Here is an 11319-nt window from a genome sequence, read left to right as displayed (position 1 = left end):
CAATAGCGTCCTAAATAAATTTAAGGCATAAAATATCCTCCCATTTTAGTAGGTTATAGATGATATTTCGATAAAATTTAAAACAGAACCCCCTGTATCAATTTTGGAGGGGGTTTTTCTACCTCATTTATCGGATTATCTAACCATTTTTGCAGTTCAATTTTAACAAAAAGGTTTAGACGTATAAAAGCGACTAAATTAGATAAATGCCAACCAAATTGAGACTGAGCACGTAGAGCTTTCAGTATTAAAATAGTGATAAGTGCAGTCCAAATTTGTATCATTACAGCATTTTCTGAAGTTCCTATAAAAGACTTAATGTGTAGAAGTTGTTTAAGGTCTCTAAAGAATATTTCCACCATCCATCTACTTTTATAAAGCTCACTAATTGTATTAGCAGTCCAAGTAAATTGATTTGTGATAAGCTCTATAACTTGCTCATTTTCTTGATCCCATACCGCTACTCGTCTTAGTTTATTAGGATATAGTTGTTTTGAGTTACTATTAGTTAAAGTAATTATCTCATCTTTTAAAATATTTTGATGTCTATTCTCAGGTAGTTCCAACTCTTTAATTGTTTCAAATTTTAAGTTGTCTTTATGTCTAATGACAAAGAATACTTGTTTGCTGTCCCAAACGTTTAAAAGGCTAAAATCATTATAAAAACGATCGGCAACTATAACACTACCTTTAAGTAAAGGAATATCATAAGCTCCTTTATTATCAGCTGTTTTACCATTAGTAATATTGATATAAGCTGGTAGATTTCCATCAAAATCAAGTAATGTGTGCATTTTAACTGCTCCTTTATTGGTTTTGTATTTAGCCCAATCAAAGATGCTCAAGCATAGTGATATTGTGGTGGAGTCCAATAGTAAGATTTTTGACTTGATTCTAAACTTCACTTGTTTAAATTTGGGGTGCTGTCCTAAACTTTGAAGTAAAACAAAATAATACTCTTTAAAAAGTTTATGAGTTCTGTTTATGTTCTGATAACTTACTGAGGATTTAGATGGTGCTCTATCTATACCAAGGTGATTTAGGTTGCCTGTGGCTGAACGAAGTCCATTACTAATATCACGAACAGATTTGCTACGGGCAAAATGACAAAATAACATAGAGACAAGGTGACTCCAACTATTAAATCCTTTGTTGTGTTTGTCTGTCTGTTTTTCTTTTACGATTTTTTTGAATTTTGAACGATCAAGTTTTGCTATTATTTGTGAAAACAGTGTTATATTTACCATCGAGAGAGTCTTTTTTAGGTGTGCAACTCAAAGATAATTTGAGATCCGAAATTAACTCTCTTTTTTTGTGCCTTTTTTTAAATGTTTAGGACGCTATTGTAGAATTATGAATAAAAAATCATTCTATTCGTTCAAATTGCTTTTTTGGCACAGCATTTGTTATTGTATAGATGTAGTATACAATTTCATAGTTATTTTTTTTTGAGCGATGTTAACGTAGTTAATTAACATCAGATAAGTAATAAAGATTTTATTATTTAGGTTTTGTTTATAAAGCATAAGTTTATTGAGTTGACTTATGCTTTATTTTTTTTATATACCATTGATGAGTGTAGTGCCTTAATCATGGTGTAGGATGCTAGGAGATTCCTTGGGGGTTTCTAGGAGTATTCTTGCTGAAAAACGTGCTTTGGGCTAGTAAACTCGAAGAAAACCCCTAGCAAACCTCAAGAAACTCGAAGAGAATTTAGGGAGGAAGTCTACTTATTAGAAAGGGGAACTGTTATAAACGTTAAAAAAGTGTTTTCAACTTTACTGTTTTCTATAGAATCAGTATCTTTAAAGAGAAGAGTTTTGGGAGATAAATGAAGTGGTTCTTAATCTATATTAACTAGTAATGAATAGAACTTCTATACTTTTACACTAGAACAATTAAGTATTCATCAATTAAATAATCATATTATGTCAAACGTAGATTTAGTTATAGAGGAACGTGCAGCGAGTATTGGTAATTTCTTAGTAGGTAGGTTATTACCTTTTAGACAAAAGAGAACCGTAGGACCATTTTCTTTTATAGATCATATGGGACCTATATCCGTAGCAGAACACGATAATTTAGATGTAGATCCACATCCTCACATAGGTTTATCTACATTGACTTATCTATTCGAAGGACAGATCATGCATAGAGATAGTGTGGGAAGCGTAGAGCGTATCACACCAGGTGCGGTAAACTGGATGACAGCAGGTAGAGGTGTAGTACATTCTGAGCGTATGCCAGAGGATATACGCACGACTACACCAGATGCTATTCTACACGGGTTACAGATTTGGATAGCATTGCCTAAAGAACTAGAAGATATGGAGCCTTCTTTTGTGCATATCGAAGCAAAAGATTTGCCTAGTTGGGAAGAGGATGGTGTGTCGTATAAACTGATAGCAGGAGAAGCATTAGGAAGAAAATCACCTGTGCCTGTATATAGCCCATTGTATTATATCGAAATCAAATCTACAGAACATAAAAAGATAAATATAGGAAGTGGACTATTCGGAGAGGCAGCGATGTATATCTTAGAAGGAGGAGTGAAGAGTGGTGAGCATGAGTACGAACCTAAGAATATCTTGATCTCTAATGATAGTACGCTATGTGAGTTCGAAATGAAGCCTAATACTACAGTCTATATCTTCGGAGGGGAACCTCTACCAGAAGAGCGCTATATACTGTGGAACTTCGTGTCTCATGATACTGATAAACTAGAGAAAGCAAAACAAGACTGGATCAATCAGAACTATGAGGTGTTTCCTTTAATTGAAGGGGATAGTGATAGTTATGTACCATTTCCAGAAGGGATGAAATCATTTAAAAATAAGAAGTAATATGGACGTGACAGTAAAAGCCGTTTTAGGTACTGAATTATATTATACAGAGGTTACAGCTGGTAGTAATGTATTGATTACGGATGAGCCTGCTGATCTAGGTGGACAGAATAAAGGGTTTAACCCATTCGAAGTATTGGCTACTTCACTAGCGAGCTGTACAGCTGCTACACTGAGAATGTACATGGATAGAAAGAAGTGGGAAGCTGAGAAGATTGTGGTGGAAATAGAGATGACTAGAGATACTACAGGGACAAAGACTACTTTTAATAGAAAGGTCTCGTTCGAAGGTGCATCATTAGATGTTGATATGAAGAAGAGATTAGCTATTATCGCTGATAAATGTCCTGTACATAAGGTATTGACAGGAGAAGTGACTATAAATACAGAATTAGCTGTTTAGATTTAGGAAACTAGGGAATGGAGAACAAAAGCTTATTATAACATTAATCAATAATAAAATACATTATGGAAATAAAACATGAAGCTCAAGAGACAAAAGGCGCATTCGTTGCTTATATAGACGGACAGCGCGCCGGAGATATGACTTATTCTGTAGCGGGTACAGATAAGATTATTATAGATCATACGGGAGTAGAAGAAGCATTTAATGGTAAAGGAGTAGGAAAGGCTATATTACTTGAAGGTGTAATCCCTTATGTAAGAGAAAAGAATTTAAAGGTATTGCCATTATGTCCTTTTGCAGCAGCTATGTTTAAAAAGATGCATGCTGAGATAGGAGACGTATTAGTATAATTAAGAATTAAGTTTTTTCTTATAGACAAGATGTACTTAGTGGTTATTGTGTGATTGTCACGGATTATAAATCCGCGCCATCGGTTTATCATGGATTATGAATCTGTACTATCAACATTACAACGCTATGTGTAGGCAATTCTGTTAACTGATAACTGTCCACGGTAAACTAAATAAGTTTTGTGTGTTATACAAGTATGTCTATATTGTTTTTGCTACCTTTGCACAGAATTAAACGCTTTAAATCTTATGAACGAAAAAACATCTTTTGGGTTAATATCTACAATAGAAGTACCTTATGCATTAAGCGTAAAGGGGAGCTGTTGGAATAAAGAGGGACTGTTAATCGCAAATTATATTTATTCGAATGAAGGAGATACTAATACTTATGAGTTAGTATATACTATCATTGATAAAGACGGGAATACAAAAGAGGAGAAAGAGACTAGGGGAGTATTGCCTACTTTATTTTTAAGCCCTACTAAGGAGAACTTTGTTTCTTTAGTAAGTGGAGAGGAAGAAGAGATGACTTCTTATGCTATATTTGATAAGAGTGTAAAAGGATTTAAAGGGAACAAGTCATTTGATGGACGCTTTGTAGGATGTACAGCAGACCATTCTATTTTCTATAATGTAGATATCTGGAGCGAAAAAGCGGCAGATGTAATGAACGTTATAGCATTTAAAGAGGGTGTGCTAGTGGATGAAAAGAAAGTAGCTATTCCTTTTCCTAAAGATAATAAGATCTGTGTACGAAATGGAGAGATTCATATCATTACAGAGGTAGAGGATGGATGGCTTCACCGTCAGATAGATGAGAATGGGGAGGAATTGAGAAGAAGATTACTAGAGTTCGATTTTCCTTTTGTACACGAAGCGCTGACTTTGTCATTTGATGAGAAATCATATTTGTTATGTGAGGAGAATGGTGAGATAGGTATCGTAGAGATAGATGCAGATGGAGAAGGGATGTATGGAGACCTATTTAATATCGGAGATGAGTTCTTCGGTACTTGGCATCCACAACGCGTAAGTGATGATACTAATGCAATACAATTCACGACTGAGTTTGGAAATGGGTGGTTAGTGATTAAGAATGATGAACTAGTAGAACTGTTCTATAACAAGAATAAAAAAGGATACCAAAACTTATTGACTAAGGAAGTGTTGTCTATTGATAATAACGATTTAGTATTATCAGGGATAAGTCCTATCACTGATGGTAAGATAGGCTTAGTATTCTATCCTCGTAAACAACGCAAAGAGACGTATAACAAAGCTTTCGTTCTGCAACACGAGATATAGTTTAATTAAGAATTAAGAATTAAGAATTAAGAATTTTCTGACTTAATGTACTTGATTTAAAGATATAATAAAGGTCACTAGCTTCTGTTAGTGACCTTTATTGTTTTTGTGTTTATTTGCTATTGAGCAGGCATGTATTTATTGATAAACTTCACTAGTTCATCATTCTTCCATACGATAGCTTGAGTGTGTCCAGCACCTTCTACTAAGATAATCTCTACACTAGGAGAACCTAGGTCTTGTAAGCCTTTTACCATTCCCTGAGTCACGATAGCAGGTACATTAGTATCCGCTTGTCCTTGGATGACTAAGATAGGTTTGTCTATTTTCTTGGTTCCTGGCTGACTATCTAATAAGAACTTTTGGATGATAGGGTCATTCTTAAACTTCTCATTATTAAGACCAGGGTAAGTCATTACCTTATTACTAGGATCTTCATTCATATACTTAATGATGTCAGCCATAAACGCTTGACGTACTCCATCTAGACAGTCTCCATTATCTCCATTACTTCCTTCAGCTAGTTTAGCAAAGCCTTTAGCTCTATCTTCGAATATCGCAGTATAGTCATAAGACGGAGTTTCTGCTTTAATACCTACTCCTGCTAGAGCAGCATAAGCTAATAGCGTAGCATAAGATGTAACAGAACTTCTCTTTTCTAAAGGTATAGGAGTAGGGCTAGCATTCTCCATAGCTTCTATTTTTGCAAGAGCTACTGGAGCTACTTCTAGAATGATTTTTCCTAAACTAGAGGCAGGTGCACCAGCTACAGCTCCTTTATAAGTAGTATCACTATTTGCTAACTCTGCTATACCTAGAGAAGCTTGACCACCTTGAGATTGTCCAGCAGACATCCAGTCTCCGTTAAAGTCGTTAGTATATTTATCTTTTACAGCTTTGATAGCATAAGTAGCAGATAGGGCTTCACTCTTTAGGTGTAAGTAAGGATGTATACCAGGGGTACCTAGTCCTTCATAATCAGGAGCTACGATCACATATCCTTGAGCTAATAAGGCTTTAGCAGTTACTTTAAAGTTTTCTCCTAATGGATTATTACTAGGAGCACAAGCATCTGCTACTCCTACTGTACCGTGAGCCCATACCACGATGCGGTAACCATCTTTTGGTTTAGGTGTTTTGGGATACATGATAAGAGCTGTGGTACTTTGACTCTTTCCGTTTAGATAAGGCATATTGTAGGTCATTACTTTAATAGCTCCTGCTTCATCCAGTTTATCTAGACTATAGTCCTTTTCAGAGATAAAGTGTTCTTCTTGTGGCTTGTTTCCGTTGTCATCATTCTTGTTACAAGCTGTTAATGATGTGAATATAAAGGCAGAGCACAGAATCGTACTCACTAAAAAACTTCTTTTTTTCATAATAGTTCACGAGTTTAAAAATTCGATATGTTTTAGTTATAGAACTAAATATAGAAAATAGTTTTTTATTGACAATAAAGGGCAGTGTGTTAAAGTCTAACAATGATAGTAATTACAATATATTTAAAGATTTGAATTATATATGATATGGTATAAAAGTTAAATTGACGTTTTATTGCAATAAAAGAAGAGATAGAGAGTTATTTTAGATAAAATCTATATTATGAACAGAAGTATATTGATGTTATTATTAGGGACTATTCTGTTAGGTAGTTGTAACACAGCTAAGAAAGAAAGTACAGAGAATGAAATAGAATTAAGTGATACAGATAAACAACAGGAGGTAAAATATGAGTTGGCTAAGGGATATTTTGTAAAAAATACAGTGGAGAATGATAAAGTAGAAAGTCTTCGTATTACTTCACAAGATCACTTTGAGTCTTATTTTGGTACTGCAACTACAATGGGAGAGCAGGGAGTACCAACGTCTATTGATTTTAAAAGATCATTTGTCTTAGCTTTAGTAGGTCAGCCTACAGATAAAGATACTTCTTTTGAAATAAAGGAATTAGTAGCGAAAGGAGATGTGTTAGAGTTGTCTTATACAATTAAACAAAGTCAAGAAAATAGAAGCTTTACAATACATCCATGTGTTATCTTAGTGGTGGATAAAACGAATGAGAAAGATGTTCGTTTTATAGCAGAATAAAGAGTAAACTATTTCTACGCATGACAATAGAATTAATAAAAAAAGAAGAGATCATAACTAGTGTTTGGTCAGGAGGTAAGACAAATGAGTATGTGATATATCCTCGAGATACTCAATATGTAGATAAGGATTTTATATTTAGAATAAGCAGCGCTACTATAGAAGCAGTTCCTTCTGAGTTTACCCGTTTTAATGGATATAGGAGATATCTATCTATGCTAGAAGGGGATTTAAAGCTATATAGACAAGGGAAAGAGGAATATTATACTACCCATACTCTTTTCTCTTTTGGTTCTGAAGAAGACATTACCTCTTATTCCTTAGGTAAAGATTTTAATCTAATGTTACATCAATCTATAAAGGATGAAGTAGTACAAATTAGCTCTGATGGGGTGAATACTAATGCTGTGTACCTATTTATATTTGCATTAGTAGATAGTATCGCAGTGGTTAATGATGTGTGTTATTCAATGCAACAATATGATTGTTTATTAATCATTAATGAAGAGTCTGATGATATATCTCTTACTTTAGATCAGAAAGCTATTATAGGATATTGGTAAATATAGAGTACTAAAATAATAGATTAATATTTGTGTAATATTAATATTATATAGGATAAAGGTTAAAAAGTTTGATTTGTTTCTTTATTAGTGTGATTTTAATAATTTAGTTATAATTACTTAAGATTTGGATTACAATACAGTGTATTATATATAGTAACTTGGATTAAGATAACATTAAACTGAGTTGTATATGGAAATGTCTTATATCATAGTGCCTTTAGTGGACTGTAATGAGAATGCTTTTAATCAAGAATTGAGTAAGTTATTTCCTTTTAGTAATATTGTTAGTGTGGTATGCCATCAGAAACAATTCCTAGTTGTATATAGAGATATCGATACTCTAGTCAATGGGGCAAAGGAAGTAAAAGAAGTATTCGCGTATGACAATGGGATAGAGTCCTTCAGTAGAAGACATCCCTATCTAGATATAGCTGTTTTGCAAGTATTAGGAGAAGAAAAGAATTGTTTTTATGATGGATTTATCATGAAAAACAAGAAGAAAATAAAAGAACACAGTGGGATGCACAATGCTTATATCCCGATACTTCAGTATTTCATGCCTGATTATGATGGGAGTGATTTAAGTATCTTTTCAAGTAATTTTTAAAATAGTTATTATATAGTATTATCGTTTAAGATACCTTTTTATAGCGATATAATTATGTGGTTAAATTCACTTTCTTTGTAGTAGGAAAAAGAAAATTATGAATGTACAGATAGAGAGAATAAAAGATAAGCTTAGTATGATTAAGGATTTTGATCAGTAATATCAAGTTTTTGGAGCAAGTTCACATCAATATGGAATAGGAGAAGTAGTACGTCACACAGATATAAAACACTTTGAACAAGAGTATAATGTAGAGTTGCCAGAGGCTTAAGTCGCTTTTCTTACTCAGGTAGGAAATGGAACTAATCAAGAAGATGCTTATGGGAGTAGTGCTGCAGGACCTTATTATGGTATATATCCTTTAGGGACCAATCTAATCGATGTATTTGTAGAGGATATTAAGAAGTCTATAGCACAAGCCTGTATTTTAGATCCTAAAATGACCAAGGAGGAATGGGAAGCATTAACTTTTGCTTTACAAGAAGACGATTTGTCTGATGAGGACTACTACGAGATTCAGAACAAGTTGTTTAGTGGTTTATTAGCCATCGGTACTCAAGGATGTGCTATCACGACCTGCCTTGTGATGAATGGGGAGCATCGCGGAAGAATAGTATATATAAATGAAGATTATCAACCAAGCTTCGCTTATGAAGCGCACTTCCTAGACTGGTATGAGCGATGGTTAGATGAGATTATATCAGGAGAATTAGTAAGTAAAGACGCTGGATGGTTTGGATATGCTAGAGGTGGAAGCAGTGAAGCGCTATGGGAGTCATTTAAGACCATTGAAGATAAAGAGGAGAAATTAGAATATCTAGTTGGTCTAATGCGAAAGAAAGAGATTAGTGAAGCTATTCTTCAAGAGATAGAATATGTTCTTTCTGAGGAGTGTGACGATGATATAAGGAGTTCTCTTACGATGATTTTGGCAAAAGTAGCGTTTACAAGAGCGATTCCTTTTATTAAAGAACTAATAGGTCAAAACCTTCTTGTCTCTTTAAAAACAATACATTGGTATGCAGAGGATAAGGCGTATTGGCTGCCGTTCATTACTCCATTAAGCGATACCATCGATGAGGAGGAGACTTTTCGTTTTTATACCTATGTCGTGTCAAAAGCAACGGATGATTATGGTGATTATATATTAGTAGGACTTCAATCTGCTAATCAGGCTATACGTGCAACAGCTATCTATACGCTAGGAGAAGCCAAGAACAAGAAGAACTATCTAAATCAGTTTATCAAATGTTTATATGACGATGATGAGAGAGTTGTTTTATATGCTTTACAAGGGTTAAAGGAAGTAAATGATGAGAGATTGTTGGCGTGCTATAAAGTGGTATATAAGAAGTATAAGGATAGTGAAGAAGAAAATTATATTATAGTGAACTTAGAGCATAGACTTAAAGAGTTAGGACTAAGTTTGGAAGAATTAGAAAGATAATGGACGAGAATAGAAAGAAAAGTATAGGTAAATTTTTAAGTCTAGTGCTTAGGCATGAACCAGGTAAAATAGGAATACAATTAGATGAGAATGGATGGGCTGATGTAGAGGAGTTAATCAGTAAATGTAGTAAACAGAGAGTATCGTTTACCAAGAAAGAGCTTGACGAAATCGTAGAGACTAACAATAAGAAGAGATATGGATATAGTACTGATGGTACTAAGATAAGAGCTAATCAAGGACACTCTATAGCTGTTGACTTAGAGTTCGCTCCTCAAGAGCCACCACAGTTTTTATATCATGGTACAGCAGATCGTTTCTTGAATAGCATAGAGGAAGAGGGGATTAAGAAGATGAGTAGACAACATGTACATTTAAGCCAAGATAAAGAGACTGCTATCATTGTGGGTTCTCGTCATGGTAGAGTAGTAGTGCTGACTATCTTAGCGCATAAGATGTATGAAGAGGGAATAGCATTTTACCAATCTGCTAATGGGGTATGGCTAACGGATTATATCGATCCGAAGTATATCTCTAAATAAAGTGCATTAAAATTGTGTTAATGCAGGGCTATACTTGTTTTGATTACTTGGTGGATTCAAGTATTAAATGCAACAGTAACCATTAGGTTTAATTTTTCTGTAAAAATTTCGTTAGGCGATTTAAAACCAAATCTCTTTCTTGGTCTGTTGTTTAAAATATTTACAGCCTTGTCAATTGCTGCTTGTGTAATTAAATCGAAATTAGTCATTTTAGGGAAATATTGTCTTACTAATCCATTTAAATTTTCATTAGCTCCTCTTTCCCAACTGTGATAAGGCTTTGCGAAGTAGTAATCAAGCTCTAGAGTGTTAGCTATATTTTGATGGTTTGCAAACTCTTTTCCGTTATCAGAAGTCATAGTATGAAGTAACGGTTTGAAGTCTTTTAAGAGTTCTATAATTTTAGCTTCTACAACGTGAGCTTCCTTTGATTCTATCTTTCCCATCCATAAAACCCCTGTAGCTCTATCGTTTATAGTAAGCAGTGCTCCACGATGATTTTTCCCTATTACTAAATCTATTTCAAGATCACCTATTCTATATTTATCATCAACTATACTAGGTCTTTTTTCAATATCTACTCTATTACTTATCAAGCCTCTACTGTCTTTGCATGCACCTCTTTTTCTATATTTTTTACCTTTAGTTCTAAGATGCTTATAAAGCTTTCCTCCTTGTTTTTTGTTCTGCCAAATGAATTGATAAATACATTCAACAGAGACCATTTCTTTTGCTTCAAGTTTACTTCTACCTACTATTTGTTCTGGACTATAATCTTGATTAAGATAGTCTATAATAGTTGTTTTTACGTTTTCAGTTAAGCGTATTCTCTTGCGTTTTTCTTTGTGTCGTTGAGCTGTCTTTCTTTGTCCAAGATTAGCTTTATAAACACCATTTCTTTCGTCTGAATTGCGCTTAAGCTCTCTGCTAACAACAGACTTGTCTTTGCCTATATAACAAGCAATTTCAGTAAGTGATTTACCTGCCTTTTTATATGCTTCTATTTTATATCTTTGTTCTAACGTTAAATGTGACATCTTTTTGGGTGTGTAGGAACCTCAAAAGTAGATGTTTTTTTTCGCCAACGGCGGAGAACATTTGCTCCATGGAGCAAATGTTCTCCGCCGTTTTTTAAATGCTGTTGCATTTATTAGTTGAATCTAAG

Annotated in this window: 12 protein-coding genes; 9 read left to right on the top strand and 3 right to left on the bottom strand. The window is 34.1% G+C overall.

The features are described 5' to 3' along the window. Positions 1–77: 77 nt before the first annotated feature. A complete protein-coding gene (locus tag MODO_RS18500) occupies positions 78–1247 on the bottom strand; it encodes an IS4 family transposase (RefSeq protein WP_006258819.1) in 1170 nt (389 codons plus the stop codon). A gap of 681 nt (positions 1248–1928) precedes the next feature. Between MODO_RS18500 and MODO_RS18495 the strand changes: the two genes are divergently transcribed. From MODO_RS18495 to MODO_RS18480, 4 genes are all read left to right on the top strand, one after another. Then, positions 1929–2843, top strand: a complete 915-nt coding sequence (locus MODO_RS18495; RefSeq protein ID WP_006258426.1) for a pirin family protein — start codon at positions 1929–1931, stop codon at positions 2841–2843. 1 nt (position 2844) lies between these two features. Then, a complete protein-coding gene (locus tag MODO_RS18490) occupies positions 2845–3246 on the top strand; it encodes an OsmC family protein (protein WP_006258425.1) in 402 nt (133 codons plus the stop codon). A gap of 65 nt (positions 3247–3311) precedes the next feature. Next, the gene (locus MODO_RS18485) at positions 3312–3599 is read left to right on the top strand and encodes a GNAT family N-acetyltransferase (RefSeq protein ID WP_006258424.1); all 288 of its coding nucleotides are present in this window, start codon (positions 3312–3314) and stop codon (positions 3597–3599) included. Between the two features lie 249 nt (positions 3600–3848). Further along, the gene (locus MODO_RS18480) at positions 3849–4904 is read left to right on the top strand and encodes a hypothetical protein (RefSeq protein WP_059051699.1); all 1056 of its coding nucleotides are present in this window, start codon (positions 3849–3851) and stop codon (positions 4902–4904) included. 119 nt (positions 4905–5023) lie between these two features. Here MODO_RS18480 and MODO_RS18475 read toward each other — a convergent pair whose 3' ends face one another. Further along, the gene (locus tag MODO_RS18475; RefSeq protein ID WP_006258422.1) at positions 5024–6283 is read right to left on the bottom strand and encodes an alpha/beta hydrolase family protein; all 1260 of its coding nucleotides are present in this window, start codon (positions 6281–6283) and stop codon (positions 5024–5026) included. A gap of 223 nt (positions 6284–6506) precedes the next feature. Between MODO_RS18475 and MODO_RS18470 the strand changes: the two genes are divergently transcribed. The 5 genes from MODO_RS18470 to MODO_RS18450 all read left to right on the top strand — a co-directional run bounded on the left by MODO_RS18470 (position 6507) and on the right by MODO_RS18450 (position 10154). After that, complete coding sequence (locus tag MODO_RS18470; RefSeq protein WP_006258421.1) at positions 6507–6992, top strand: hypothetical protein; 486 nt, start codon at positions 6507–6509, stop codon at positions 6990–6992. A 20-nt stretch (positions 6993–7012) separates the two neighbouring features. After that, positions 7013–7555, top strand: coding sequence for a HutD family protein (locus MODO_RS18465; protein WP_006258420.1), 543 nt, complete (start codon positions 7013–7015; stop codon positions 7553–7555). Between the two features lie 193 nt (positions 7556–7748). After that, positions 7749–8165: a hypothetical protein gene (locus MODO_RS18460; RefSeq protein WP_006258419.1), complete on the top strand. Its 417-nt coding sequence runs from the start codon at positions 7749–7751 to the stop codon at positions 8163–8165. A 439-nt stretch (positions 8166–8604) separates the two neighbouring features. Next, the gene (locus MODO_RS18455) at positions 8605–9612 is read left to right on the top strand and encodes a HEAT repeat domain-containing protein (RefSeq protein WP_006258418.1); all 1008 of its coding nucleotides are present in this window, start codon (positions 8605–8607) and stop codon (positions 9610–9612) included. After that, a complete protein-coding gene (locus MODO_RS18450; protein WP_006258417.1) occupies positions 9612–10154 on the top strand; it encodes an RNA 2'-phosphotransferase in 543 nt (180 codons plus the stop codon). Before MODO_RS18455 ends, MODO_RS18450 begins: the two co-directional genes overlap by 1 nt. Positions 10155–10210: 56 nt before the next feature. Here the strand turns inward: MODO_RS18450 and MODO_RS18445 are convergent, their stop codons facing one another. Further along, complete coding sequence (locus MODO_RS18445; RefSeq protein WP_006265742.1) at positions 10211–11191, bottom strand: IS30 family transposase; 981 nt, start codon at positions 11189–11191, stop codon at positions 10211–10213. Positions 11192–11319 lie beyond the last annotated feature (128 nt).

The organism is Myroides odoratimimus, from assembly GCF_001485415.1.
GTDB classification, from domain to species: Bacteria; Bacteroidota; Bacteroidia; order Flavobacteriales; family Flavobacteriaceae; genus Flavobacterium; species Flavobacterium odoratimimum.
This window is presented reverse-complemented; position numbering and strand designations above follow the sequence as displayed.

Bases quoted from the DNA above. Each gene is read 5' to 3' on its own strand.
- MODO_RS18500 (WP_006258819.1), bottom strand. From the start codon at position 1,247: ATGGTAAATATAACACTGTTTTCACAAATAATAGCAAAACTTGATCGT.
- MODO_RS18495 (WP_006258426.1), top strand. From the start codon at position 1,929: ATGTCAAACGTAGATTTAGTTATAGAGGAACGTGCAGCGAGTATTGGT.
- MODO_RS18490 (WP_006258425.1), top strand. From the start codon at position 2,845: ATGGACGTGACAGTAAAAGCCGTTTTAGGTACTGAATTATATTATACA.
- MODO_RS18485 (WP_006258424.1), top strand. From the start codon at position 3,312: ATGGAAATAAAACATGAAGCTCAAGAGACAAAAGGCGCATTCGTTGCT.
- MODO_RS18480 (WP_059051699.1), top strand. From the start codon at position 3,849: ATGAACGAAAAAACATCTTTTGGGTTAATATCTACAATAGAAGTACCT.
- MODO_RS18475 (WP_006258422.1), bottom strand. From the start codon at position 6,283: ATGAAAAAAAGAAGTTTTTTAGTGAGTACGATTCTGTGCTCTGCCTTT.
- MODO_RS18470 (WP_006258421.1), top strand. From the start codon at position 6,507: ATGAACAGAAGTATATTGATGTTATTATTAGGGACTATTCTGTTAGGT.
- MODO_RS18465 (WP_006258420.1), top strand. From the start codon at position 7,013: ATGACAATAGAATTAATAAAAAAAGAAGAGATCATAACTAGTGTTTGG.
- MODO_RS18460 (WP_006258419.1), top strand. From the start codon at position 7,749: ATGGAAATGTCTTATATCATAGTGCCTTTAGTGGACTGTAATGAGAAT.
- MODO_RS18455 (WP_006258418.1), top strand. From the start codon at position 8,605: ATGACCAAGGAGGAATGGGAAGCATTAACTTTTGCTTTACAAGAAGAC.
- MODO_RS18450 (WP_006258417.1), top strand. From the start codon at position 9,612: ATGGACGAGAATAGAAAGAAAAGTATAGGTAAATTTTTAAGTCTAGTG.
- MODO_RS18445 (WP_006265742.1), bottom strand. From the start codon at position 11,191: ATGTCACATTTAACGTTAGAACAAAGATATAAAATAGAAGCATATAAA.